24 protein-coding genes and 1 tRNA gene are annotated in these 25914 nt (G+C 32.0%); 21 read left to right on the top strand and 4 right to left on the bottom strand.

Annotation, left to right across the window (positions count from 1 at the left end; translation table 11 throughout):
• The first annotated feature begins 84 nt into the window (after positions 1–84).
• From GQS57_RS03505 to GQS57_RS03525, 5 genes are all read left to right on the top strand, one after another.
• Positions 85–780, top strand: a complete 696-nt coding sequence (locus tag GQS57_RS03505) for an ABC transporter ATP-binding protein (protein ID WP_165731182.1) — start codon at positions 85–87, stop codon at positions 778–780.
• A gap of 37 nt (positions 781–817) precedes the next feature.
• A complete protein-coding gene (locus GQS57_RS03510; protein ID WP_165731286.1) occupies positions 818–3310 on the top strand; it encodes an FtsX-like permease family protein in 2493 nt (830 codons plus the stop codon).
• 143 nt (positions 3311–3453) lie between these two features.
• On the top strand, positions 3454–4836 hold the full coding sequence (locus GQS57_RS03515) for a YgcG family protein (RefSeq protein WP_165731183.1): 1383 nt from the start codon (positions 3454–3456) through the stop codon (positions 4834–4836).
• A 104-nt stretch (positions 4837–4940) separates the two neighbouring features.
• The gene (locus GQS57_RS03520) at positions 4941–7565 is read left to right on the top strand and encodes a TonB-dependent receptor (protein ID WP_165731184.1); all 2625 of its coding nucleotides are present in this window, start codon (positions 4941–4943) and stop codon (positions 7563–7565) included.
• 34 nt (positions 7566–7599) lie between these two features.
• The gene (locus tag GQS57_RS03525; protein ID WP_165731185.1) at positions 7600–8889 is read left to right on the top strand and encodes an APC family permease; all 1290 of its coding nucleotides are present in this window, start codon (positions 7600–7602) and stop codon (positions 8887–8889) included.
• 230 nt (positions 8890–9119) lie between these two features.
• On the opposite strand, the gene GQS57_RS03530 is transcribed toward GQS57_RS03525, so the two are convergent.
• Positions 9120–9470 (bottom strand): helix-turn-helix domain-containing protein, encoded by a 351-nt coding sequence (locus tag GQS57_RS03530; RefSeq protein WP_165731186.1) that lies wholly within the window; start codon positions 9468–9470, stop codon positions 9120–9122.
• A gap of 231 nt (positions 9471–9701) precedes the next feature.
• On the opposite strand from GQS57_RS03530, the gene nfsB (GQS57_RS03535) reads away from it, so the two are divergent.
• On the top strand, positions 9702–10367 hold the full coding sequence (nfsB, locus tag GQS57_RS03535) for an oxygen-insensitive NAD(P)H nitroreductase (protein WP_165731187.1): 666 nt from the start codon (positions 9702–9704) through the stop codon (positions 10365–10367).
• Positions 10368–10611: 244 nt separating this feature from the next.
• Here the strand turns inward: nfsB (GQS57_RS03535) and GQS57_RS03540 are convergent, their stop codons facing one another.
• Complete coding sequence (locus tag GQS57_RS03540) at positions 10612–10992, bottom strand: Fur family transcriptional regulator (RefSeq protein ID WP_165731188.1); 381 nt, start codon at positions 10990–10992, stop codon at positions 10612–10614.
• 80 nt (positions 10993–11072) lie between these two features.
• On the opposite strand from GQS57_RS03540, the gene GQS57_RS03545 reads away from it, so the two are divergent.
• The 8 genes from GQS57_RS03545 (at position 11073) to GQS57_RS03575 (ending at position 16938) form a co-directional block, all read left to right on the top strand.
• Positions 11073–11477, top strand: coding sequence for a MerC domain-containing protein (locus GQS57_RS03545; protein WP_165731189.1), 405 nt, complete (start codon positions 11073–11075; stop codon positions 11475–11477).
• On the top strand, positions 11467–12132 hold the full coding sequence (folE, locus tag GQS57_RS03550; protein WP_165731190.1) for a GTP cyclohydrolase I FolE: 666 nt from the start codon (positions 11467–11469) through the stop codon (positions 12130–12132). The genes GQS57_RS03545 and folE overlap by 11 nt, the downstream gene beginning before the upstream one ends.
• 52 nt (positions 12133–12184) lie before the next feature.
• On the top strand, positions 12185–13303 hold the full coding sequence (locus GQS57_RS19105) for a PhoX family phosphatase (protein WP_262887611.1): 1119 nt from the start codon (positions 12185–12187) through the stop codon (positions 13301–13303).
• Positions 13304–13326: 23 nt separating this feature from the next.
• Positions 13327–13860, top strand: a complete 534-nt coding sequence (locus GQS57_RS19110; protein ID WP_368855178.1) for a PhoX family phosphatase — start codon at positions 13327–13329, stop codon at positions 13858–13860.
• A 23-nt stretch (positions 13861–13883) separates the two neighbouring features.
• Positions 13884–14795 carry a GTP-binding protein gene (locus tag GQS57_RS03560; protein WP_165731191.1) on the top strand — a complete coding sequence of 304 codons (912 nt, stop codon included), beginning with the start codon at positions 13884–13886 and terminating at the stop codon, positions 14793–14795.
• Between the two features lie 150 nt (positions 14796–14945).
• Positions 14946–15692, top strand: a complete 747-nt coding sequence (locus GQS57_RS03565) for a 5'-nucleotidase C-terminal domain-containing protein (RefSeq protein WP_165731192.1) — start codon at positions 14946–14948, stop codon at positions 15690–15692.
• Entirely contained in the window at positions 15692–16606 is a 915-nt protein-coding gene (locus tag GQS57_RS03570; RefSeq protein ID WP_165731193.1) for a bifunctional UDP-sugar hydrolase/5'-nucleotidase, read from the top strand. The genes GQS57_RS03565 and GQS57_RS03570 overlap by 1 nt, the downstream gene beginning before the upstream one ends.
• Positions 16607–16856: 250 nt before the next feature.
• A tRNA-Tyr gene (locus tag GQS57_RS03575) sits at positions 16857–16938 on the top strand.
• A 331-nt stretch (positions 16939–17269) separates the two neighbouring features.
• Here the strand turns inward: GQS57_RS03575 and GQS57_RS03580 are convergent.
• Positions 17270–17731, bottom strand: a complete 462-nt coding sequence (locus tag GQS57_RS03580) for a hypothetical protein (RefSeq protein ID WP_165731194.1) — start codon at positions 17729–17731, stop codon at positions 17270–17272.
• A gap of 270 nt (positions 17732–18001) precedes the next feature.
• Between GQS57_RS03580 and GQS57_RS03585 the strand changes: the two genes are divergently transcribed.
• Positions 18002–19054 (top strand): hypothetical protein, encoded by a 1053-nt coding sequence (locus GQS57_RS03585; protein ID WP_165731195.1) that lies wholly within the window; start codon positions 18002–18004, stop codon positions 19052–19054.
• Between the two features lie 247 nt (positions 19055–19301).
• Here the strand turns inward: GQS57_RS03585 and GQS57_RS03590 are convergent, their stop codons facing one another.
• Positions 19302–20009 carry a ZIP family metal transporter gene (locus tag GQS57_RS03590; RefSeq protein ID WP_165731196.1) on the bottom strand — a complete coding sequence of 236 codons (708 nt, stop codon included), beginning with the start codon at positions 20007–20009 and terminating at the stop codon, positions 19302–19304.
• Positions 20010–20678: 669 nt separating this feature from the next.
• Here GQS57_RS03590 and GQS57_RS03595 point away from each other — a divergent pair.
• The 6 genes from GQS57_RS03595 (at position 20679) to GQS57_RS03620 (ending at position 25735) form a co-directional block, all read left to right on the top strand.
• Positions 20679–22190 carry a BCCT family transporter gene (locus GQS57_RS03595; RefSeq protein WP_205860184.1) on the top strand — a complete coding sequence of 504 codons (1512 nt, stop codon included), beginning with the start codon at positions 20679–20681 and terminating at the stop codon, positions 22188–22190.
• A gap of 50 nt (positions 22191–22240) precedes the next feature.
• Complete coding sequence (locus GQS57_RS03600; RefSeq protein WP_165731197.1) at positions 22241–22870, top strand: alpha-ketoglutarate-dependent dioxygenase AlkB; 630 nt, start codon at positions 22241–22243, stop codon at positions 22868–22870.
• A gap of 267 nt (positions 22871–23137) precedes the next feature.
• Entirely contained in the window at positions 23138–23797 is a 660-nt protein-coding gene (nfsB, locus tag GQS57_RS03605; RefSeq protein ID WP_165731198.1) for an oxygen-insensitive NAD(P)H nitroreductase, read from the top strand.
• A gap of 11 nt (positions 23798–23808) precedes the next feature.
• The gene (locus GQS57_RS03610; protein WP_165731199.1) at positions 23809–24816 is read left to right on the top strand and encodes a zinc-binding alcohol dehydrogenase family protein; all 1008 of its coding nucleotides are present in this window, start codon (positions 23809–23811) and stop codon (positions 24814–24816) included.
• Positions 24817–24846: 30 nt separating this feature from the next.
• The gene (locus GQS57_RS03615; RefSeq protein ID WP_165731200.1) at positions 24847–25323 is read left to right on the top strand and encodes a cupin domain-containing protein; all 477 of its coding nucleotides are present in this window, start codon (positions 24847–24849) and stop codon (positions 25321–25323) included.
• A 121-nt stretch (positions 25324–25444) separates the two neighbouring features.
• A complete protein-coding gene (locus tag GQS57_RS03620) occupies positions 25445–25735 on the top strand; it encodes a putative quinol monooxygenase (RefSeq protein ID WP_165731201.1) in 291 nt (96 codons plus the stop codon).
• The last annotated feature ends 179 nt before the right edge of the window (positions 25736–25914 follow it).

The raw sequence follows: 25914 nt of genomic DNA on the forward strand, positions 1-25914 counted from the left end.
CTTTTGAGATAAATTGTTGATATGTATAAGCAATTGATTATTTTTCAACATCGGAATATTTTAGTAAAAAATTAAATAAAAGTAATGTCAAATATATTAAAGATTAATGATTTAGAGAAAACTTATACGAGCGGTTCTAAAAAATTAACAGTAATTAGCAATATCTCGTTTGAAGTAGAAAAAGGAAGTATTTTTTCTATTGTTGGGCCTTCTGGAAGTGGAAAAACGACTTTATTAGGTTTGTGTGCAGGTTTAGATTATCCAACTGCTGGAACTATTGAGTTGTGCGGCACTTCTTTACAAGATTTGAATGAAGATGAACGTGCGGCATTACGTAATAAAGAAGTCGGATTTATTTTTCAGAATTTTCAATTATTACCTACGTTAACTGCTTTAGAAAATGTGATTGTTCCTTTAGAATTACAAGGTGAAAAAAATGCGGCAAAATTTGGAACAGCTTTGTTAGAGAAAGTAGGTTTGGGAGATCGTTTACATCATTATCCATCGCAATTGTCTGGTGGAGAGCAACAAAGAGTTGCTTTGGCAAGGGCGTTTGCTAACAGACCTTCTATTTTATTTGCAGATGAACCAACTGGTAATTTAGATGAAGAAACTGGCGAAAAGGTCATTCAATTATTGTTTGAATTGAACAAAGAAGCGGGCACTACTTTAATTATTATTACACACGATTTAGATTTAGCAAACAGAACGCAACAGATTTTACGATTAAAAGGTGGTAAGATTATTTCTAACGAAAAAACCAACACTATTAATGCGTAAAATGACTTCAAAATTAAATTTTAAGTGGCTATTAAAAATGGCTTGGAGAGACGGAAAAGCAAGCCTTTCTAGGTTAATGCTTTTTATGGCATCTATTATTTTAGGTATTGCAGCCGTGGTTTCTATTCAGTTATTTAGTGACAATTTAAAGCAAAACATAAAGCTACAGTCGAAATCCTTAATGGGGGCCGATTTTATTATTGATAGCAAACAAATACCATCAGAAAAAGTACAAGCAATTATAGATTCTTTAGGCGCAGATGCATCTGAAGTCAACTTTGTTTCTATGGCTGCTTTCCCTAAAAATGATGGGACAAAATTAGTGAAAGTTAGGGCTATGGAAGGTGATTTTCCGTTTTACGGAGATTTATCTACCGAACCTGAAAATGCTGGTACAAAATATCAAGAATTAGGAGGCGCTTTGGTAGATGCTACCTTGCTTTTACAATATAATATAAACCCAGGAGATTCTATTAAATTAGGTAAAACTACGTTTGAAATTATTGGTGCTTTAAAATCAATTCCGGGTAGTACAGCAATTTCTTCTTCTGTAGCTCCAGCGGTATTAATTCCGTTTCGCTTTGTTGAAGAAACTGGGTTATTACAATTAGGAAGCAGAAAAGAATACCAATATTTTTTCGAAGATCCTACAATGGATTTAGTTACTTTAGAGAACAAAATAGATCCTATTCTTAAAACAGAAAATGCAGATTTAGATACGCATACAGGTATCAGTGAACGCTTAGGCAGAAGGTACGATAATGTGAGTCGCTTTTTAAATTTAGTTGCTTTTATTGCCCTTTTATTAGGTTGTATTGGTATTGCAAGTTCTGTGCATATTTACATTAAAGAAAAGCTTAAAAATGTAGCCGTTTTAAAATGTTTAGGAGCTTCTAGAAAACAAACTTTTTTAATTTATTTGATCCAAATTATCGGAATTGGGTTGATTGGCGGTTTAATTGGTGCTGTTATTGGAGTTAGTTTACAATATGCTTTTCCGTATCTATTACAAGATTTTTTACCTTTTGACGTTGCTATTTCAATTTCTGCACAACCTATATTAATGGGAGTTACTTTAGGTGTTTTAATGTCGGTTTTATTTGCATTATTACCTTTGTTAGGCACTTGGTATGTATCACCTTTAGAGGTTTTAAGAGGTTCTGAAGACAATTTACAAAAACCTAAAAAAGCACGAATTGCAGTAGTATTCTTAATTCTACTTTTTATCTATTTATTTTCTTTTTGGATGTTAAAAGATGCCGTAAACGGATTGATTTTTACCGCAGGTATTTTTATCACATTTGCAATTATGGCAGGTGTTGCTAACCTTTTCATCAAATTGATTAAAAAATTCTTCCCAAGTTCTTGGGGATATACAAAGCGTCAAAGTTTATTGAACTTATTTAGACCGAATAACCAAACAATGGTGCTTGTTTTAGCCATCGGATTGGGAACTTTTCTAATAAGTACGTTATACTTTACGAAGGATATTTTATTAGCAAAAACATCCATAGAAAATAAAAAGGATGATGCTAATATCATTCTAATGGATGTTCAACAAAAACAAGAAACAGCTATTTTAGAAACTTTTACCAGCAAAGGATTGGAAGTAATTGATAACATACCAATTATTACCATGCGCATGCAAAGTATTCAGGGTAAAACAGTAAATGAGATTCGGAAAGATTCTACTGTTAAAATGAAAAAATGGATTTTAAACAGAGAATTTAGAGTTACCTACAGAGAAGAATTAGCTGAAACCGAAGAGATTGTAGAAGGTGAGTGGATAGGAAAATTTATAAATGGAAATCCTATAAATATTTCTATATCCGATAATTTTGCTGAAGATGCCAATTTAAAAATAGGAGATCCAATTGTTTTTAACATTCAAGGTGTGTTGATGGAAACAATTGTAGGAAGCATCAGAAAAGTAGATTGGAGCAGCATGAAAGTCAATTTTATGATTTTGTTTCCAACGGGAGTTTTAGAAAATGCACCTCAATTTAATGTAATGACGACGCACGTGCCAAATAAAGAAGGTTCTGCGGATTTACAGAGAGCATTGGTGCAAGAGTTTCCAAATGTTACTATTTTAGATTTGCGTCAGGTTTTTACACTTGTAGAAGATATTTTAGATAAAATCTCTTGGATTATTAATTTTATGGCATTTTTTAGCATTTTAACTGGTTTAATTGTGCTGATTGGTTCTGTTAGAAATAGTAAATACCAACGAATTAAAGAAAGTGTTTTACTAAGAACATTAGGTGCAAAAAGCAAACAGATTTTGCAAATTACAGCTTTAGAATATGTGTATTTAGGTATTTTGGGTAGTTTAACTGGTATTTTATTATCTTTAGTTGGTAGTCAATTATTAGCTACTTTTATATTTAAAGAACCATTTATACCATCTGCAATTCCGTTTTTAGTTTTTCTACCAGGAATTACATTTTTAGTTGTGGTGATTGGTTTGAGTAATTTAAAATCGGTTTTAAAAAGTCCACCTTTGGAGGTATTGAGGAAAGAGGCATAGTGTGTCACTTGTTGAAGTTGTGTTTATTAGTTTTTAGATTCTAAACGAGTTCTCGATACAATTTTTCAAAAAAGAAAAATCACTCGAACTGACATTTTTAAAAATGACTTTAATGAAATCATTATATTATAATTAATAAAAACATGAATCTGTTTACTTTCCAATATCTTCTTGAAACCAATAAGAAAAGACTGTTAACGAGTTTGTTGTTTTGGTGTTTATGTATATCAATAACAGGTTTTAGTCAAGATGTATCAGATGCTTCAGAAGAAGGTGCTTTGCTTGAAAAAACTATTGAGCAGCCAGCAATTAATTATCCAAGATTTAAAGCACCAATTTATAATAAGGATAAAGAAAGTTATTCAATTAAAGAAGTTCCGAGTCCAAGAGGTACTGGAATTATAGGCTATGTATCCGATCCAAATGATTTGATAGATGCATCCTCAGAAAATCAAATAAACCGATTATTATTTGAGTTAGAGCAAAAATCGTCTGTTGAAGTTGCCGTAGTGGTAATCCCAAGTATTGGTAGAGAAATTCCTAAACAATTTGCCGTAGATCTTTTCGAATTATGGGGTATCGGTAAAGCAGATACAGACAACGGATTACTAATTTTAACAGTAATGGACCAACGCAGAACAGAGTTTGAGGTTGGTTATGGTCTAGAACCTATTTTAACGGACGCTGTTTGCTACCGAATTGGTGTAAATGAAATTGTACCTAATTTTAAGAATGGAAATTATGGTGAGGGATTGATAAATTCGGTGGTTAGAATCCGTGAGTTTTTAGACAATCCGCAGGTTATTCAGGAAGTTTACGGTACTAGTATTGTACATCAAAAAGACGACAATTATCAATGGTATCATTATTTTTTATTGGTGTACACTATTATTTGCGCGTTCATGCTGTTTTGGTATGAAGGTGTATTATATCAAACCCAAATATCTAAAGACGATTTTTACGATAAGTATAATCGATTGGACGAATTAAAATTAGGATGTCTTATTTTTTTGTTACCATTTCCTTTATTTTTTATTTCAAAAAAGGTAAAAAAACGCCTGCAAAAATATCGAACAGCTCCTCGTTATAGTAAAGTAAATGGCAAGCTGTTAACTCTTAAAGATGAATGGAGAGAAAATAAATTTTTAGAAGCTGCTCAAATTTTAGAAGAAAGGCTCAAATCAACTCGCTATGATGTTTGGGTAACAGAAGATGAAAGCGATATTCTAATTTTAGAATATGAAGGTATTAATAGCAGAAAATACAGTGATTGCACCAAATGTGGTTATAAAACGTACGGAAAAAAATCATCTAAACTATTAAAATCTGCAACGTATGCATCTGCAGGTGAAAGAGTTGATTATTATGAATGTAAAAATTGTAATTATCAAGATGAAAAGATAGTAGTTCTTCCTAAAAAAGTAAGACAGACTTCCTCTTCTTCTGGTTCTTCATCATCTTTTTCTTCGTCATCAAGTTTTGGAGGCGGTAGTTCTGGTGGTGGTGGAGCAGGTGTTAGTTGGTAATCATTTACATCATAAAAAAGGGGGCAAATATTTCGATTTTTGTTATCTTGCACGGTTTTAATTACATGCTTTAATTCAATCAAAATCAGTTTAAATTAAAATTTATGAGGTCCTTTTTATTATTTATATTTCTAAGTACAACATTCTGTTTATCAGCTCAGAAAATATACAACGGAAAAGTTGTTGACACCAACAACTCACCACTAGAAGACGTAAATGTTATTATCGAAGGTACATCAACAGGAACTATTACCAATAACAGTGGTAATTTTTCTGTTTCTAGCAATAATGAAAACGCAATTTTAGTGTTTTCTGCATTAGGGTTTAAAACTCAAAAACAAGAAGGAGGAAGCAATTTAACGATTGTTTTGCAAGAATCTTCAGAGATTCTTTCGGAAGTTGTACTGGTAGGAACAAGAAATCCTAGACAAACAAAATTAGAAACACCGGTAGCGGTAGATATTGTTGATGTGTCTAAAATTAAATTAACAAGTGCACAAACTACGGCGAATGATTTACTAGCGAATTTAGTGCCGTCTTTTAATTCTAACCGACAATCTTCTTCGGACGGAACAGAACATGTAGATCCTGCTTCTTTAAGAGGTTTAGGTCCAGATCAAGTTTTGGTACTTATCAACGGAAAAAGAAGACATACTACCTCATTATTAAATAATCAAAATACGGTTGGAAACGGATCTGTTGGTACAGATTTATCTTCAATCCCTTCAGCTGCTATTGATAGAATTGAAGTTCTTAGAGATGGAGCTGCTGCTCAATATGGTTCGGATGCTATTGCAGGAGTCATCAATATTATTTTAAAGAAAAACACAGGTTTAGAGGTTGGTACAACTTATGGTTTAACTTCGGAAGGTGATGGAGAAACGTTTAATTTAAATGTAAATTATGGTACTGAATTAGGTACTAAAGGTGGATTTATAAACCTTACGGCAGAATTTAATGATAGAGGTAAAACAAGTAGAAGCCAAAATCATAATTTGGTTATTTATGACCAGTCTGATTTAGGTAATTTCTTTGCGTATGATTTTTCTAATGATGGCGCAAGAGAACGTGATGATGAGTTGATAAATGCTGCGGGTTTAACTCGTGATGATTTTAACTTTCAAGTAGGTGATGCTGCAATTACGAACACACAACTTTTTGTGAATCTTGAGCTTCCTACAAGTAAAAATGGAACTTTTTATGCCGCCGGTGGTGGAAATTATAGAACCGGTAATGGTTTTGGTTTTAGAAGATTACCTTCGGAAGGACATGTTTTAGAAATTTTTCCAAATGGTTTTCAACCCATTTTAGAATCTACAATAATCGACCTTTCTTTAATTGCAGGGTATAGAGCCAAATTGGGAGAATGGGATTTTGATTTGAGTAATACAAATGGTTATAATCAATTTGATTACGGAATTTCTAACACGGTAAACGATGCATTGGGAATTAACAGTCCGACTTCTTTTGATGCAGGTGGACATACTTTTTTACAAAATACCGTAAACTTAGACTTTTCTAAATTTGATGATACTATCATGAGCGGACTTGGTTTGGCTTTTGGAGCTGAATACAGATACGAAAACTATACGATTTATGCAGGTGAAGAAGGTTCTTATATTGGTAACGGAGCAAATTCATTCCCAGGTTTTGCACCAAGTAATGAGGTGGATGAGCAAAGATCTTCTGTAGGAATATATGCAGATGTTGAACTTAATTTTACTGATAAATTTTTAGTTGATGTAGCTGGTAGATTCGAAAATTATAGTGATTTTGGAAATACCATCAACGGAAAAATAGCAGCAAGATATAAATTAACGGATGCTGTTGTGTTAAGAGGAGCGTTTGGTACTGGTTTTAGAGCGCCATCTTTACAACAACAATATTTTAACAATATTGCTACCGATTTGGTTGATGGAAACCTTATTAACGGAGGTACATTTAGAAACGATAGTGAAATTGCTCAGACTTTAGGTATTCCTGAATTAAAAGAAGAAACATCTACAAGTATTAGTGTTGGTTTAACAGCTAAGGTTACTAATAATTTTCAAATTACTTTAGATGCTTATAAAGTAGATATTGATGATAGAATTATCTACACTGGTAGTTTAGGTAATGATGTTTATGGTGATGAAATACCAGAATTACAAGCCATATTGCAGCCCTTAGGCGTATCTTCTGCTCGTTTTTTTACGAATGCTATTAACACTTCCACCGCAGGTGTAGATTTAGTAATGAATTATAAAGTTCCTTTAAATGAAGGTGCTTTAAACTTTTCTTTATTATACAATCATAATGAAACTGAAGTAGACGATACATTAAATAATGTTCCTGACATTTTTGTAGGTCAAGAAGATGTGTATTTTGGTGCTCAAGAAAAAAGTTTAATTGAATCTAATAATCCTCAGGACAAAGCAATATTTACAGTTGATTTAACAAAAAACAAGTTTGGAGTAATGTTAAGAAACACGTATTGGGGAGAAATAACTAGAAATGGTTTTCCTTTTGGAGGCGCTCAATTACATTCAGGAAAACTGACTACAGATTTAACAGGTTCTTACAATATAAATGATAATCTTTCTTTAACAGTTGGCGCAAATAATTTATTTGATGTATTGCCAGATGAACAAATTTATGACAACAGTTATTTTGGTGTATTCAAATACGCATCTGTTCAAATGGGAACAACAGGAGCGTTTTATTTTGCGAGATTAAACTACAAAATATAATTAGATATTTCTGAAAAGGAAATAACCAAGGTTCATGAAAGGTAAACACAAAATAGGGTGGAAGACGGCAGCAGCTTTGGTTATTTCCAATATGATTGGTACAGGAGTTTTTACCAGTTTAGGGTATCAATTAACTGATATTCAGAATACATGGAGTATTGTGCTAATTTGGTTATTAGGAGGTTTATTCGCCTTAATTGGTGCATTAACGTATGCCGAATTAGGTACAAATTTTGATGATTCTGGTGGAGATTATGTATTTCTATCAAAATTAATTCATCCAATTGTTGGGTATATTTACGCTTGGGTTTCCTTAACCGTTGGTTTTTCAGCTCCGATTGCTATTTCTGTAATGGCGATGAAAAGTTATTTAAACCCTATAAATCCAACCATATTTAACGATTGGTTCGGTATCTTAGTGATTTTAATATTGACTGCAGTTCACTCTATAAGTGTTGGACAAAGCGGAAAGTTTCAAAATATTTCTACAGGTGTTAAAATTGGTTTTGTACTGATTTTAATTATACTCGGTTTTAGTTTTGTACCTACACAAGATGTAACCGCTATAGATCTTAGTAATTCTTGGCAAGACGAAATATTATTACCCGGTTTTGCTGTTTCATTATTATACGTAACGTATGCTTATACAGGTTGGAATTCTGCCGCATACATTGTGGATGAGATTGATGATGCAAGAAGAAATTTACCAAAAGCCTTACTATTTGGAACTGCATTAGTCACTATAATTTATGTGCTTTTACAAATTGTATTTTTAAAACATGCATCTGTAGATCAACTTTCTGGTAAGGTGGAAGTCGCTTTTATTTCCTTTAAAAATATCTTTGGTACAGAAGGAGGGAACTGGGTGAGTTATTTAATTGCCATACAGCTTATTGCAACCGTAAGCGGTTATCTTTGGATTGGATCTAGAATTACATTTGCCATGGCTAAAGATCATTCTTTTTGGAGGAAAATAGCCGTTAAAAACAAAAATGGAATACCAGTGAGAGCTTTGTGGTTACAAGCAGGAATAAGTATTGTATTAACGCTTACAGGTACTTTTGAACAAGTGCTTTTATATGCTAGTTTTTTATTACAATTAATGGGAACATTAACCGTTGCTTCTATATTTTGGTTAAAAGGAAGAAAGGGAGCTTTTAAGAGTCCGTTAAAACCATTTCTACAAATTGTTTTTGTGGTTTTTAGTATTTGGATATTAGGATATATGTTAATGGAAAAACCGAAAGAAAGTGCTATCGGGTTGTTATTTGTATTAACTGGTATTGTAACGTATTTCTTTTCTAACCGAACAAATAAACAGTAATTCTTATCGTAAAAGAGTTGATTAAAACTCAAATACCTTCCATTAATTTACGTGAAAATAATACATATAAACACCATCTAATATTGTGTTTATATAATTTAACTTAAAGCGTTAGTTTAATAATATAAGTTACTATGTATTCATCAGTTTTAAGAATTCTAACTTTATAAAACTTGTTAAATAAGTTAAAGATTATTGAGTATTTAATGCGTGTTTGTAAGTCTTAGTATTTAAATATTAACACCAACACTTTTATCTTTTTCAAGCACAGAAAAACCCCAATCCGCTATAGATTGTACAACCGGAATTAAAGTTTTACCAAAATCGGTTAATGAATATGCTACTTTTAAAGGAGGTTTAGAGGTAAAAACCGTCCTCTTAATAATACCATCTTCTTCCAGTGCTTTTAATTGTAAACTTAGTGTTCTTTCCGTAACTGTTGGCATTTGCTTTCTTAATTCATTATAGCGAAGTGTGGTATTTCGTAAATGAAATAAAATAACCGTTTTCCATTTACCACCAATCATTCCCATGGTTAAACTTGCGCAACAAGGATATTCTTTTCCTTTATATGTGTACATAAGATTATAATTTTTGTTTTTTAACCTACAAAGATATGTTACTATATTAAGGTATACAACTATACTTTTTATAGTAAATTTAACATTTAATTTAAATAGCTGTATTTTAATTATTTAAGTATGTTTCATCAGATGGTTTGGATACTATCCTTTTTGACCGTTCTTGCGAGATACAAATGCTCTGTATACTTTTGTCACTATAAAAATGATAGTAAAATAAAAAAATATAATATGAATTTACAAGAAACATTAAACTGGAGATACACTACTAAGGAATTTGACCCAACCAAGAAAATATCTGATGAAGATATGGTACAAGTTAAAAATTTACTAAGAATGAGTCCCTCAAGTGTAAACCTTCAACCTTGGCATTTTATTATTGCAGAAACTACCGAAGGGAAAGCGCGTATGGCAAAGGGAACAAAAGGTTTTTTTAATTTTAATGAACCAAAAGTGATAAATGCTTCTGCAGTAGTATTATTCTGTTCAAGAACCAGTGAAGGTGCAGATGATGCTTATTTTAAACACCTTTTAGATGTGCAAGATAAAGATGGAAGATTCCCAAATGAAGATGTCAAAAATGGGATGTATGGAGGAATGAACGCTTTTGCAAACATTCATAAATATGACTTAAAAGATTATCAACATTGGATGGAAAAACAAGTATACTTAAACATTGGAAACTTTTTATTAGGAGTTGCAAGTTTAGAAATAGATGCAACAGCAATGGAGGGTATTGATGTAAAAGCTTTGGATGAAGAATTCGGATTAAGAGAAAAAGGTTTTACTTCTTTAGTAGCTGTTTCTTTGGGGTATAGAACTGAATCTGATTTTAATTCAACAGAAAAAACACCAAAATCTAGATTGGCCGAAAGTGAAATTTTTACAGTAATATAAAGTTTGGGAGATTGTACAAAAAAGAAATCTACAGGTATTTTTTTTTGAAGCTATTTAAAATTCCATTCAAAAGTTTCTACAGATACAGAAACCATTATTTATATAGGGAATAACGCTAATTTAATGTCAAATAAACAGTATAAATATCTGCTTTTTATTTAATAAAATCTTTTGATCATAAATTAAAGTACAAGTTATTCTAAAACCAATTAAATAAATTACAATTTATTTAGTTGGTTTTTTTTTATCCAATACATTCTTCACATTTCCCTTGTATAAGCACCTGAGAAAAAGCTATTTGTCTGTTCTCTATTTTAGGAATAACAACTTTTACTTCCAAGCAATCTACTTTACCACAACTTAGACATTGAAAATGCGGATGCACATCTTTGTGTTCCGTTGCTGAACATCCGGTACATTTGGCATACCATTTAAGACCATCTTTACCAAGAAAAGAATGCAAAACACCATCATCTTCTAGCTTGTCTAAAATACGATATATCGTTGTTTTGTTAAATTCAGTATCTAATTGATTTATTAGCATTTTTGCAGAAATAGCTACAGAGCTGTTTTTAAATTCATTAAGTAATACTTCTACAGCCTTTGTTTTTCTAATAATTCCCATATAACAAATATAGTGCAACTTAGTTGTAATAACAAATTTATTATTTAAATTTGCAACTCAGTTGTATTAATAAATAAGTAATGATCATTTCAAAACAAAAATCCGATAGTATCGGTGCTATAGCAAGTTCTCTTTGTCTTATACATTGTGCTGCTACTCCCTTATTGTTTATAGTGCAAGCAGGCGCATCAGCTTGTTGCAGTACGACACCTGTTTGGTGGAAATTTATAGACTATTTCTTTTTAGTAATCTCATTTTTTGCCATTTATAGATCTACAGAAACTACTACGAATACCTGGATGAAACCTGCTTTGTGGTTTAGTTGGTTGCTACTGTTTGTTGTAATTATCAATGAAAAAATAGCATTGCTTTCTATACCAGAAAGCGCAATCTATATACCAGCAATTGCCCTAATTATTTTACACACATATAATAGAAAATATTGCCAGTGTAAAACCGATAAATGTTGTACAAATGAAAAATAAAAAAGAAATAGAAATTGTAGGTGACAATCATTTCTCATCAAGTATAAGAACACCTTTACGTGCAGATGCTTTTGATAAAAGTGATGAAGAAAAAATAAAAAACATCCAGTATCATTTTAAAAAGATCATGGAAGAAATGGGATTAGATTTAACTGATGATAGTTTATCTGGTACTCCATATCGTGTTGCTAAAATGTATGTAAAAGAATTATTTTATGGGTTAAACCCAGTAAATAAACCTAAACTATCCACTTTTGAAAACAAATATGGGTATAATAAAATGTTAGTAGAACAAAATATTACGATAGATTCTGCTTGCGAACATCACTTTTTGCCAATAATAGGGTATGCAAATGTGGCCTATATTCCTAAAGACAAAGTAATCGGTTTGTCCAAAATAAATCGTTTGGTAGATTATTATGCACGCCGTCCGCAAGTGCAAGAAAGGCTTGTACTTCAAATTTTGAACGATTTACAAACCATTTTAGGTACTAAAGATGTAATTGTTTCGGTGACAGCAAAACACCTTTGTGTTTCATCTAGAGGTATCAAAGATCAAAGCAGTTTTACAACGACTTTAGAGTATGGAGGTTGTTTTACTGAAGTAGAAAAACGTAACGATTTCTTAAAGATCATCGCTCAAGAAAAAATATAATTTAGCATTTACTTAATTACCTATTAATAATTATTTAAAGCAAATATATAATATGGAATATAATCGAAGAAAATTTATATCTTTTATTGGTAAAGCAGGACTAGGACTAGCAGTTGCTCCTCAGTTTTTAGTAAGTTGTGGTAATACAACAACTCCTGCAAAGGGAATTGATGTAATGTCTGATGACAGGTTTAAAACTTTAAAAAACTTAGTTTTAGAAGGATTGAATCCTTCAGATAAAGACGATTTATTATTAGCCAATGGATTAGAATATCATTCCATCATTAAATGGGGAGAAAAGATTAATAATGCCGATACTTTTGGATTCAATAATGATTTTATCTGTTTTATTCCTTTGGATGATAACAATCCTAAAGACGGTTTATTATGGGTAAATCATGAGTATATAAATCCGTTTTTTGTCTCTGATTATAACGAATCCGAAGAAAACAAAACTCCAAAAACAAAAGAGCAAGTAGATAAAGAAATGTACAATGTTGGCGGAAGTATTGTGCGAATTAAAGAGGAAAATGGCATTTGGAACATTGTTGAAAACGATGCCTATAACAGACGTATTACAGCCAATACACCCATGACTTTAAATTGGGATACTCCAATTAAAGAAGCTTCTACCGTATTTGGAACGAATAGTAATTGTTCTGGAGGAATTACGCCATGGAAAACATTTATTACCTGTGAAGAAAACTATGATGCTTGTTTTGGAGAAACAGAATATGATGAAAATAACAATCCTACACACCGTGCAAGTGAGTATGGATGGGAAGCCTTTTATAAATATCCACCAGAACATTATGGTTGGGTAGTAGAAATAAACCCAAAAGACGGAACTGCACAAAAACACATTGCTTTAGGGCGTTTTGCACACGAATGTTGTACACTTTACGAACTAGAAGATAAGCGTGTAGTTGCATATACTGGTGATGATCATAATGATGAACATCTGTATAAATTTATCTCTTCTAAACCAGGTTCTTTAAAAGAAGGAACACTTTATGTGGCGGATACCATCAACGGAAAATGGTTGCCTATGGACTGGGAAAATCAACCGATTTTAAAAAGTAAATTCAAAGACCAAACAGAAGTTTTAATTAGAGCTAGAGAAGCAGCAAAACTAATTGGAGCTACTGCATTAAATAGACAGAAGATATAGAAATAGATCCTATTACAGGAAACATTTTTGTCTCCTTAACAAATAACAAACCTAAAGGTGATTACCATGGTTCAATTTTAAAAATTGAAGAAAAAGATGGTGCTTTTGATGCGCTAACTTTTAAAGCAGAAACGTACAAAGCAGGAGGAGAGGCTTCAGGTTTTTCTTGTCCGGACAACTTAGCATTTGATTTAGTAGGAAACCTTTGGATGACATCAGACATGTCTGGTAGCGCAATGAATAAAGTCGATACACCGTATTTATCATTTAAAAACAACAGTTTATTTGTTATTCCGAGATACGGAAAAGACGCCGGAAAAGTAATTAGAGTTGCCACAGCACCAAGAGATGCAGAGTTAACAGGTCCTTGGTTTTCGCCTGATGGTAAAACACTGTTTTTAAGCGTGCAACACCCAGGTGAACAAACAAAAGATTTAAGCAATCCAACGAGTACTTGGCCTTTTGATAAAGATAATATTCCTAAACCTGCCGTAGTTGCAATTACAGGAGATTTAATAGAAAAAATGAATAAATTAAATCTACTAGAAGAAGCATAAATCAGCATAAGCATTTTTACAATATGGAAGCAATAATTACCATTGTCGGCTTTTTAGGATCAGGAAAAACTACTTTATTAAATTATTTAATAGATCGTTTTTCTGAAAAAAAATGGAACCCTTTTGTCATTTTAAATGATTATGAAAATGCCAATATGGATGTACAGCAGTTTCTGGAAAAAGTGGATAACAAACATGTAAAAGCGCTTACTGGAAGTTGTATTTGTTGTAGTGGCATACATGAACTCAGAAATTATGTAAACGGAATTCCTGTTAGAAAAAAAGGAATTACTTTAATTGAAGCCAACGGTACATCTGATGCTTGTGCATTAATGGAGTTTTTAGGAGTAGGCGTAAACGATCGATTTTTACCACCCATACAAATTTCTGTAGTAGATGTACAAAATTGGCAAAAACGAGGAGAACATGATGAATTAGAAGCGAATCAAATACAGGTTTCGTCTTTAATTGTGTTGACACATCTTGATGGAGCTTCAGAAGATAGAACAGTATTGGTAATTAAAGATTTAAAAAAACACAACCCTTTTGCTAAAATTATCACTATGGAGAAGCTAGATGTGGAGTTGTTACCCATTCTTTTACCTTCTAAAAATGTGGTTGATAAATTAGCGCATCAAAAAGCACATTGGTCTTCTTGTTCTATTGATTTACCTGTTTTACCATCTAAAGACTGCATAGACCTTATTTGTAACCAGCTACCTAAGAGTATACTTAGAGTTAAAGGTTGCGTACAAATAGCTAAAGAAGCAAATTACACTTATTTTGAAAGAACTCCAGACGGAAAAGTATTTGTAAGACCTTTTAAAGGCGTGCCAATAACAGGAACTAAATTACTAACTATTGGTGCTGGTAGTGAACCAGCTGTTTTAGAAAAAGCGATTGCAGATAGCCTTAAAACTCACAATGAATTATAATAATTTACATAAATACAGGTGTTTTAAAGTTAAATAGAGACGATGTGGAGCATTTTAATTATATTTTAACAGAATGTACAGGTAAATTAATAGAATAAAAAAAAGGATACTATTTTTTAAATTATTAGCTTTCGGCCTCATATGAAAACCATGAAATTATCACATTTTATTTGCTGTCTACTCCTTGTAGTTTCTTGTAAAAAAGCCGATCAGCAACTCACAAAAATAACGGCTAAAAATATTGCTATAGATAGTACCTTTGTGGCATCTACAAAAATAACAAACCTCATAGCGCCTTATAAAGAACAACTTACCGGTGATATGCAAGAAACCTTAACTTATACACCTATAAAGTTAACCAAGCAAAATATTGACAGACAAAGTACTTTAGGAAACCTATTGGCAGATATGTGTGTAGCAGTGGCAAATCCACTTTTTAAAGAGAAAACTAATAATTCCATCGATTTTTCGATGTTTAATAGTGGAGGAATCCGTGCTAGCATTCCGGCAGGAAACATCACCAAAGAACACGCATTTAAATTAATGCCATTTGACAATGAATTGGTCGTTGCCACCCTAACAGGCGATAAAGTAAAAGAATTGGTTGCCTATTTTATAAAAAACAAAGCTGCACATCCTTTGTCTAAAAATATAGAATTGACCATTACAGGAGATACGTATACACTGCTAATTAATGGTAAACCATTGGATGAAAATAAGACTTATACTGTTTTAACTTCTGATTATTTACAAGATGGAGGCGATAAAATGAACTTTTTTAAAAATCCTGTAGCATTAACCGTATTAGATTATAAAATGAGAGATGCTATTATAGATTACTTTCAAAAAGTAGATACTTTACAAACCACCATCGATAACCGTGTAAAACTGAACTAATGAAAAGAAGAGATTTTATAAAACGTACAGGAGCCTTTTCTACAATGGCCTTAGTGGGTGGTATTACATTACCGTCTTTTATTGCTAAAAAACAAAGACATATTACTATTTTACACACCAATGATACGCACAGTCATATAGAACCTTTTAAAGCCAACCACAACAGATTTCCGAATGGAGGAGGAGTGGCAAGACGTGCTACTTTGATAGAACAAATACGACAAGAAAATGAAAACACCTTGTTATTAGATGCTGGTGATATTTTTCAGGGAACGCCTTATTTTAATTATTTTGGAGGAGAATTAGAGTTTAAGTTGATGAGTATTCTTAAATATGATGTTGCTACTATTGGGAATCATGATTTTGACAATTCTATAGAAGGGTTGTACAAACAATTACCAAACGCAAAGTTCGATTTTGTTTCTGCCAATTACGATTTTAAAAACACGGTGTTAGATACGCATGTAAAACCTTATAAAATACTGCATAAAGACGGACTTAAAATAGGTGTTTTTGGTCTGGGTATTGAGTTAGAAGGTTTGGTAGGTAAGAAGATGTACAAAGAAACCGGTTATTTAAATCCGATTGAAATTACACAAGATATTACCCGTCAATTAAAACAAGAAGAACAATGCGATTTGATTATTTGTTTATCGCATTTAGGATACTACTATAAAAGCAATCCAGATAAAGTTTCAGATTTAACCCTAGCAAAGGCTACTAAAGACATCGACTTAATTATTGGTGGCCATACCCATACTTTTTTACCAAAACCAACTATTGTAAAAAATGCCGACGGAAAAAATACCTTGGTCAACCAAGTAGGAGCTTATGGCGTAAACTTAGGACGTATTGATTTTTACTTTGATGAAGATGCAACTAAAACAGCAAAAGGAACTACTATTTTGGTGTAATTAATGCTAAAAACCCGAAGTACTTTATTTTCAGATTGTTACTCTTGTAAAGGTTTGCAAGTCTAACAAAGTAACAAGTTCTGAAGATTAAATTAAAGCATAAAAGTGAAAAAAAAACAAAATATTTTTAGGTCATTTATGAAAACTTTGTATATTCGCACACCTTAAGAAAACAAGGTAGTTCTTTACAACAAAATCTGATGTTATTTGGTTAACTTTTACAACAGATTTGTAGGAAAAAGTAAATAAAGGGGAGATACTCAAGCGGCCAACGAGGACGGACTGTAACTCCGTTGACTACGTCTTCGCAGGTTCGAATCCTGCTCTCCCCACAATTTACTTTCTACTTTAAAATGAATTAAATGCCTTCTTAATTCATACTTCAAAAATTCACATATTAATCCTCTTATTCTTAGTTTTTTTTACAATTAAAAAGGACTAAAAAAATAACTTTACAAGAACTGTAATCATTTACATGATGCTCGTAAAATTCTATTTTATACAATTGATATTCTTGTCTTTAAAGGATTCTATTTATAGTAAAGTTGTGCAACTTAAAATTATGATTATTTAAGATGCACAACTTTTTTGCTCATTCTAAATGAACACAGGGGAATTATAAGTTTAAAATAATTAGTTTATAAAAACACATCATTACTGTTTTTAAAACTCTCCTGCATATTGCGTTGCGTACTCCATTGCTTTTTCTTTTGTCATAGCAGCTACTTTGGCTTTGTCTTTACTAAAAAAATCTACCAAGGTTTCTCCTTCAGCTTGGTTTCTTTCCTTTTTTTCACGAACCATCACTAAACTATTTTTATCGTACATAAAAACCATTGACATTCTGTTACGAAATACCGCTTTTTTTACTTTTTTAGATATTGCTTCATCAAACACAAAATAGGCTGGCATGCCACCTTCCGTAAGACTAAGTGTCATCATTTTTGTGGTACCAGGTGAACCTGCTGCAAGAAAGACCTCTTTTACTTCTTGCCCTGGATTCCCCATTTTATTTAATGAATAATATTTACCGTCAAACACATCACTTTTAGGGAAATAATCTTGAGCCTTTGCATTTAAAGCACAAACAAATAATACGAGTAATAATCCTTTTAATTTCATCATTTTTAATTTTAATTAATTAGTATTTACATTCAATTTAAGTGTAGCTTTTTAGCTCATTTTAAGCTAAATAACACTCAAATGTATACTTTAATTATGTAATTATTTGGGCGTATAACTGCTTTGACCCAAATAGTAGCTTTTTGAATCAAATGGTTGCTTTCTGACTTAAATAGTCATTTTTTGAATGATGTAAAACCGTGTTTAGTTCTAATTTTGACCTGTTATAAAAAAGAAAGAAACATCAATTTGAAAACCAAAACAATGAAACCAATGAAACATTTAATTTTAGCAGTTGTACTATTAATAACTACTGCAACACAAGCACAAAAAAGCTTTTTTGAGAACATTTCTGAAACAGAAACTTACAACCTATATATAAAGGTGTCAAAAGTGGGAGATGGAACTTATAAGGCAGAAGAAAAAGCAAGTTCGGTTAAATTTAAAAAGGAATATTTACCAACAGGAGAAGGGTATAAATTTTCTACGATTATACAAGAAGGTCCAAAAAAAGGAGAAACTAAAATGACAATTGATCTTTCAGATGAAAAAAGAACGTGTTCTGGGTATCCATATGAGTCTGTTATTACAATAGAAGGTTGGAGCTCTAATAGTTACTATGTATCTGTTGATGATTATGTTTTTGCTCTTGAAGGAGTTTCAACAAAATTTGCTACTTTTAAAAGTATTTACGCTGTCTATATAAAAGCAGGAACTGCACCTGTAAAGGCTGATGCTGAGAAAAAGGAGCAAAAGACTAAAAAGAAGAACTCTTTTTTCGCGAAAATGAAAGCGTTAAAAAAGGAAGCATTAGGATCTGTCGGCGTTTTTGGACCTGAATATAAAGAATTCAAAAAGAAGAATTTAGATAAAATAATTACAGATTATTTAGTTGCCATGAAAGCAAAACAAGATGGTAGAACAGCAAAACAAAAGCAATCTGATATAAACGTTGCAAAACTTACTATAGATAAATTAGCAAAAGAAAAAGCTGCAAGTGATGCATCATGGGCAGAAGCTAAAAGATACAATGATTCTGTGAAAGCAACACCAGAATGGCAAGACTTAGAGAGAAGAAAAAAACTGAACGAAGCCAATTACCAAGGTGCACAAAAGGCAAATAAAGTAACGCTTAGAAACACTAGCGGAAGCACTATTTATGTGTGCCCAAAAGGTATGGATACTCATGAAATAGAAATTTCTGCAAGGGGAACAGCTAAATGGGATTGTGATACTGATGGATATTTACAAGTTAATGGTAAAGCTACCAATGCAAAAGTATACAGTAAAAACACAGGTTGTGGTAATACAATTACCATAAGATAAAGAACAAACAATTTAAGAAAGAGAGTAAAGTAGTTGTTAAAACCTTGTAAGTGTAAAAGCTTGCGAGGTTTTTTTAGATAGCATACAATTTAACACTCCTAAATAATCCTTTCTAGAGTAGATCAAGTCTTCATTCCAAAAGAGCTTTTTTAGATAACCTACAACTCGTCATTCCGAAATGAGCCTTTTTAGGCGATTGAGGAATCTCATTTTAACTTCATAATTAGAACAAACAACAACCGTTATTTTAAATTAGTTTCTCACCAATAATACCGACTAAAAAACCAAAAGCAGCACCTAAAGAAGTTAAATAGTTGTTTTTTAATTTGCTTTCAGGAATAATATCGTTTATTAATAAATATAGAATTCCTCCACTTGCAAAAGTCATTAAATGTGCCGTTAAAATTGGAGAATCTGTTAAAAAATAATGTCCAATTAAAGCACCTCCAATTCCGAAAAAACTTAAAACGAAAAATATAATTAATGTTTTTTGTGCTGTAAAACCACTTCCCACCATATCTCTATAAGAATTAAAAGCTTCTGGTAAATTCTGAAGACCTATAAAAACGGCTAATAAAGTTGCCATTTTAGGATCAACTGCAAACGTAGCTCCTAAAGCTATTGATTCTGGAATAAAATCCATCATCATTGCTAGCAAAGTAGCATTTTTACTACCATTTTTAGCTAAATATTGATCGATATAAAGAAAAATTAAAACACCAGCAGTAAAGGAAATTGCCATTGGTAAAACAGCCAATTCTTCTAAACCTTTTGGAATTAATACCAAAGCAATTGCAGACAATATAATACCTGCACCAAAAGACATCATTGTGTGTGTAATTTCATATTTTACAGGAGTTTCACGAATGTGGTGATTGAAAAAATTAGCTAATAAACCACCAATAAAAACTGTAATTCCTGCAAATCCTGAAAATAAGAGTAAGTTTTGTAACATATTTTTAAACGATAATATTATTCTTAATTTAGACTTCTCTAACTTGATACAATAAACGACTATTACTAGATAAAAAAAAGAAGAAGTGCTATTTTCCTTTTAATACTTAGAATTATAGCTAATATTATTTTTCCTTTTAAATGGCTTTAAATTATGATTTATCCACCTGAGCATACAATTAAAAAACAATAAAAGAGAATAAATAGACTTTTTACGAAAATTAGCCTTTGCTGAGTTTTTCGAAGGAATAGGAGAGAAGTGGAATTAAATATCATTAGCCTTAATTTATATCTATCAAACATAAAAAAAAACATTTGTGTGTTTATAAAATTTATTGACACCTTGTATTTGAATAATTAAATAAATTTTTAATGACAAAATTCTGTTTACCAGTAGATCCAGCGAATTATATATACACAGTTAAAGATAGATGCATGGATTTAATAGCACATGATATATGGGCAGGTATTAAACTAATAAATTTAAACAGATGGTTTAATAATATATTTGCGCAAAGGCATACTAACTTGTTTTTTTAAAAACTCACTAACATAAGTAGTTTAATTAAGTTATTCGATCGATAACTAAAGGACAACATTTACCATAGTAAGTATAAATAGGGATTAGGATTTAAATTCTAATTCCTATTTTTACGTAAAAATTAGTAGTTTGATTAGAGAAAAAATAAAAAAACATTCCATTTTATCAATATCAGTAAGCATCATATTTATTTGCACTTTAATCGTGTTTTTTGCTACTGAAGCAAGTTATAATGCTATTGAAAGTGCTTCGTTGTGGGTACGCAATTATTTTGGATATTTTTATTTATACTTAGGTTTTGGATGTGTTATAGCGCTTTTACTACTTGCCTTTTCAAAATATGGAAGGATAAAACTAGGAAAACCATCATCTAATCCCGAGTACTCTTTATGGTCTTGGACTGCTATGCTTTATAGCGCAGGAATGGGATCTGGTATTTTATTAAGAGCAGTGCAAGAACCTGTTTTTATGCAGCAAAACCCGCCTTTTAACTCTAGTTTACCTGCGCAAACGGTAGCTTTAGAGTTTACGTTTTACCAATGGGGACTTACGGCGTGGGCTTTTTATGGACTTTTTGCAGTAATTGTTGGCTATGCATTACATGTCAATAAAAAGAAGGTAAGAATTAGTGCAACTATAGAAGACAGCGTTAAAAGTAATACACTAAAAAATAGTGTAGATATTATAACTATTATTACTACTGTTTTCGGGTTAGTGGCAGCAATCGGTTTAGGAACTACGCAAATTAATGGTGGCTTAAATCATCTGTTAAACCAAGATTTTGGATTGATTACTACAATTTTACTTTGTGTCTTTATTTCTACAGTGGCTTGTTATTCTGCTTGGCAAGGTGTTAATAAAGGGATTAAAATATTCTCTAACTTAAATATCATTGTCACCCTTGGTATTTTGTTGTTTATCTTTTTCACTAGTGATATGAAACGTATTTTAATTGCGTTTTTTACATCTACTTATCATTATATAATCGACTTTATACCAATGAGTTTAGCCATTGGTAATTATAATCCAGGTTTAGAATTTTTAACCGGTTGGACTTTTTATTATTGGGCATTTTGGTTGGCATGGGCACCATTTACAGGTATATTTATAGCTCGTATCTCTAAAGGTCGGACTATAAGACAATTACTATTGGGTGTTTTAATTATTCCGTCTTTGGGAACTTTTTTTTGGTTTTCTGTTTTCGGAACGTCTGCCTTTCAATTAATAGAACAATGGGGAATTTATAATAATGAATTTAGCAATGTGTTTTCTTCCATTTTTGTGTTTTTTGAACACTATCCGTTCGCTACATTTTTAAATATAACCTCCCTGTTTTTATTAATTAGTTTTTTGATCACTTCTGTAGATTCGGCAGTATTTGTATTAAGCATGTTTACTGATAAAGGTGATAAAAATCCAAGTAAATCACATCGTGTCATCTGGTCTGTTTTTATTTTATTAGCAACGATAGCTTTGGTGTTATTAGGTAATATTAAGGCAGATATTAATGTTTTGGGAGCTGTACAGCGTTTACTAATAATTACGTCGTTACCGTTCTCTTTCTTTATTATAATTATGTTTTTTCTTTTTGTTAAAGACCTCAGAAAAAACAAAGCAATAGTTAGTAAAACAAAGCCGTAATAGCTGTAATTTTTTAGTCTTTTTTCGATTAATATATAAACAATAAAAGTATGGATGTGTTTAATCAACCTAACTTATTTTCTACAGATCAGGTCATAAAAACAGTATTTGACTTACCAGGTGCTCATGTTACCTTGTTCGAAAGTTTTTTCAGCATAGAAGAAAGTAATGCTCTATATACAAGTCTATTAAATAATACAACTTGGGAGCAAGATCAAATGGCTATATACGGTAAACAAATAGACTTACCCAGACTTACAGCTTGGTATGGCGATACGGATTTAGAAGTGGCCTATGTTGGGAAAACAACAAAGTTACGACCTTGGACTGAGGAGTTAATAAAAATTAAGGAGCGCATAGAGAAGGAAGTGGATGTCAAATTTACACGCTGCTTACTTAATTATTATCGTGATGGTAAGGATAGTGTAGATTGGCATCAAGATTATGAAGTTGGTAAACGAAAAAATACGGTTATTGGTTCTGCTACTTTTGGTGAAACAAGACCGTTTCAGTTAAAACACGCCACTCGTAAGGATTTAAAACGTATTGAAATTCCATTAACTCATGGTAGCTTGCTAATAATGCAAGGTGCTACACAAGAAAATTGGAAACACAAAATTCCGAAGACCACAAAAAAAATTAGACCACGAATAAACTTGACCTTTAGATGGGTTGAATAAAGCAAAAAAAGTATCAATAAAGGATTTACCTAAACTTAAGGTACGTTTTATTGTTTTAAAAGCATGTTTATTGTCTTTTTTATGAAAAATTTAAGAAGTAGCCTTTAATTCACCTTTGATTATACCAATATTCCCTTTTTTTGTACATCCATTTGGGTCGGTTTTCTATTTATTTTGTACTATCATTTATGACCGTTATTGTGAGGTATTAATACTATACTTACTTTTGTCACTATAAAAATGATAGTTAATAAAAAATATATAAAGATGAATTTACAAGAAACATTAAACTGGAGATACACCACTAAAGAATTTGACACTTCCAAGAAAATATCTGGAGAAGATATGGCACAGGTTAAAAATTTATTAAGAATGAGTCCATCAAGCGTAAACTTGCAACCTTGGCATTTTATAGTTGCAGAAAGTACAGAAGGAAAAGCACGTATGGCAAAAGGAACACAAGGCTTTTTTCATTTTAACGAACCAAAAATAACGAACGCATCAGCAGTTGTATTGTTTTGTTCTAAAGTAGATGTTGATGAAGACAATTACAAGCATATAGCAGATATAGATGACAAAAATGGTAGATTCCCAAATGAAGATATTAAAAATGGATTTTTAGGTGCTGTAAAAGCATTTGCTGATATTCATAAATTTGATTTAAAAGACCTCCAACATTGGATGGAAAAACAAGTTTATCTTAACATTGGTAGTTTTTTATTAGGAGTTGCTAGTTTAGGTATCGATGCAACACCAATGGAAGGTATTGATGTGAAAGCGTTAGATGAAGAATTCGGATTAAGAGCAAAAGGATTTACGTCTTTAGTAGCGGTATCTTTAGGATATAGAGCAGCATCTGATTTTAATTCGACGAACAAAACTCCAAAATCTAGATTAGCAGAAAGCGAAATTATCACTGTAATATAATTTTGATTCAGATGAAAGCAATAGGATACAAAGAGAATTTACCAATAGACAATGTAAATTCGCTACAAGACATAGAGATAGAGACTCCAAAAGCAACAGGTAGAGATGTTTTAGTGGAGATTAAAGCCATTTCAGTAAATCCTGCAGATTACAAAGTACGTGCAAATATGCCTGTACAAGGTGACGATTGGAAAATTATTGGTTGGGATGCTACCGGAATTGTAACAGCAATTGGTGACGACGTTACTCTTTTTAAGGTAGGTGATGAAGTTTGGTATGCTGGCGATTTTACGCGTCAAGGAAGTTATGCGCAATATCAAGTAGTAGATGAACGCATTGTTGGGAAAAAACCAACAAGTTTATCGTATGCAGAAGCTGCCGCGTTGCCATTAACAACATTAACAGCGTATGAAATGTTGTTTGATAGATTAGAGGTGTCTAAAGACGATGCCAATAAATCTATTTTAATAATAGGAGCAGCTGGAGGCGTTGGTTCTATAATGGTTCAATTGGCTAAAAAGCTTACAAAATTGAACATTATTGCGACTGCTTCTCGTGAGGAAACTACAGATTGGTTAAAAGAATTGGGTGCAGATACGGTTATCAATCATAGAAATAAATTGAGCGAAGAGTTTGAGAAATACAGTCTTCCTGCGCCAGAATATGTGGTAAGTTTAAATGCTACGGAACAACACGTAGATGAAATTGTAAAGTTGATTAAACCACAAGGGAAATTCGGATTTATTGATGATCCAAAAGTGATGAATGTGATGCCTTTTAAAGGAAAAGCTGTATCTACACACATCGAGTTAATGTTTACGCGTGCTATGTTTCAAACAGAAGATATGATTGAGCAACACAACATTTTAAACAACGTTTCTCAATTAATAGACAACGGAACCATTAGAACCACTTTAGGTGAAAATTTCGGAAATATTAATGCTAAAAACTTGCGTAAAGCACACGCTTTTTTAGAAACAGGAAAAGCAAAAGGTAAAATAGTTTTAGAAGGATTTTAGACTCAATGAGTCAAATTATATATACATAAAATGAATTTCAAATCAATTATAATAGCAGTAGCTATAACAGCATTTTTTGTTAGCAATACAGCAAATGCACAAGTAAACACCATAGATTCTGTAGCAACATCAAAAGTACAACATTTCAATTTTGATGATATGGCATCGGAAACTATTGGAAAAGGTATCAAGCGTAAGTGGTTTCATGGAGAAAAAGGACAAATGACTATTTTCAATTTAGAGAAAGATGCGCATATTCCTTGGCATCAGCATCCAAATGAACAGATTACTTATATAATGTCTGGTAAAGTAAAAATCAAGACTATTATTGATGGTAAAGAAACATTTGTAGAAGTTGGAGCAGGAGAAGTAATTGTTTTTCCAGAAAATGTACCACACGAGTTTTGGGCTTTAGAAGAAACTGTAGACTTAGATGTGCACGTACCTGTGCGTCAAGATTGGTTGTCTAAAGAGCTTCCTGACTATTTAAAGAAAACTAAAAAATAGAGATCATAATTTAGCAGATTGGTTGGCTTTTTAAACCAAATTTAAGGGAGAAGAGAACGTTAAATTAGGCAGTAAAGCCATCTGAAAGCTGTAATTTTGTGACACTAAAAATAGACAAATCATGAGTAAAATAACTGTTGTGGCTAAAATTGTAGCCAAAGAAGAAAATAGAGAATTGGTTAAAACCGAATTACTAAAATTAGTTGCCAGTAGTGTTAAAGAAGCTGGTTGTATCAACTACAACTGCCTTCAAGACAATGACGATGCCAATACATTTACAATGTATGAGAATTGGAAAGATGCTGAGGCACTTACTTTACACGCTACAACGCCTCATTATGTAGCGTTCCAAACTGCGGCCAAAGATGCTATTGCCGAATTTGCAGTGAATAAAATGACTATGCTTGCCTAAATAATACAAGATTTAATTTGAAAAAGGAGCTTTTGCGACCAATGTGAAAACATGGTTCAAAAGCTCTTTTTTTGTTCGGTGAAATTTGATGATAGTAGTTTTTTTTTGGAGCTATTTCCAGCTATCCGTTCCCGCTTTTTTAATCTTGCCAAAAAAGGCAAGATTAAAAAGAGCTACAC

Source organism: Polaribacter sp. 20A6 (assembly GCF_011378915.1).
GTDB classification, from domain to species: Bacteria; Bacteroidota; Bacteroidia; order Flavobacteriales; family Flavobacteriaceae; genus Polaribacter; species Polaribacter sejongensis.

Bases quoted from the DNA above. Each gene is read 5' to 3' on its own strand.
- GQS57_RS03505 (WP_165731182.1), top strand. From the start codon at position 85: ATGTCAAATATATTAAAGATTAATGATTTAGAGAAAACTTATACGAGC.
- GQS57_RS03510 (WP_165731286.1), top strand. From the start codon at position 818: ATGGCTTGGAGAGACGGAAAAGCAAGCCTTTCTAGGTTAATGCTTTTT.
- GQS57_RS03515 (WP_165731183.1), top strand. From the start codon at position 3,454: ATGAATCTGTTTACTTTCCAATATCTTCTTGAAACCAATAAGAAAAGA.
- GQS57_RS03520 (WP_165731184.1), top strand. From the start codon at position 4,941: ATGAGGTCCTTTTTATTATTTATATTTCTAAGTACAACATTCTGTTTA.
- GQS57_RS03525 (WP_165731185.1), top strand. From the start codon at position 7,600: ATGAAAGGTAAACACAAAATAGGGTGGAAGACGGCAGCAGCTTTGGTT.
- GQS57_RS03530 (WP_165731186.1), bottom strand. From the start codon at position 9,470: ATGTACACATATAAAGGAAAAGAATATCCTTGTTGCGCAAGTTTAACC.
- nfsB (WP_165731187.1), top strand. From the start codon at position 9,702: ATGAATTTACAAGAAACATTAAACTGGAGATACACTACTAAGGAATTT.
- GQS57_RS03540 (WP_165731188.1), bottom strand. From the start codon at position 10,992: ATGGGAATTATTAGAAAAACAAAGGCTGTAGAAGTATTACTTAATGAA.
- GQS57_RS03545 (WP_165731189.1), top strand. From the start codon at position 11,073: ATGATCATTTCAAAACAAAAATCCGATAGTATCGGTGCTATAGCAAGT.
- folE (WP_165731190.1), top strand. From the start codon at position 11,467: ATGAAAAATAAAAAAGAAATAGAAATTGTAGGTGACAATCATTTCTCA.
- GQS57_RS19105 (WP_262887611.1), top strand. From the start codon at position 12,185: ATGGAATATAATCGAAGAAAATTTATATCTTTTATTGGTAAAGCAGGA.
- GQS57_RS03560 (WP_165731191.1), top strand. From the start codon at position 13,884: ATGGAAGCAATAATTACCATTGTCGGCTTTTTAGGATCAGGAAAAACT.
- GQS57_RS03565 (WP_165731192.1), top strand. From the start codon at position 14,946: ATGAAATTATCACATTTTATTTGCTGTCTACTCCTTGTAGTTTCTTGT.
- GQS57_RS03570 (WP_165731193.1), top strand. From the start codon at position 15,692: ATGAAAAGAAGAGATTTTATAAAACGTACAGGAGCCTTTTCTACAATG.
- GQS57_RS03580 (WP_165731194.1), bottom strand. From the start codon at position 17,731: ATGATGAAATTAAAAGGATTATTACTCGTATTATTTGTTTGTGCTTTA.
- GQS57_RS03585 (WP_165731195.1), top strand. From the start codon at position 18,002: ATGAAACATTTAATTTTAGCAGTTGTACTATTAATAACTACTGCAACA.
- GQS57_RS03590 (WP_165731196.1), bottom strand. From the start codon at position 20,009: ATGTTACAAAACTTACTCTTATTTTCAGGATTTGCAGGAATTACAGTT.
- GQS57_RS03600 (WP_165731197.1), top strand. From the start codon at position 22,241: ATGGATGTGTTTAATCAACCTAACTTATTTTCTACAGATCAGGTCATA.
- nfsB (WP_165731198.1), top strand. From the start codon at position 23,138: ATGAATTTACAAGAAACATTAAACTGGAGATACACCACTAAAGAATTT.
- GQS57_RS03610 (WP_165731199.1), top strand. From the start codon at position 23,809: ATGAAAGCAATAGGATACAAAGAGAATTTACCAATAGACAATGTAAAT.
- GQS57_RS03615 (WP_165731200.1), top strand. From the start codon at position 24,847: ATGAATTTCAAATCAATTATAATAGCAGTAGCTATAACAGCATTTTTT.
- GQS57_RS03620 (WP_165731201.1), top strand. From the start codon at position 25,445: ATGAGTAAAATAACTGTTGTGGCTAAAATTGTAGCCAAAGAAGAAAAT.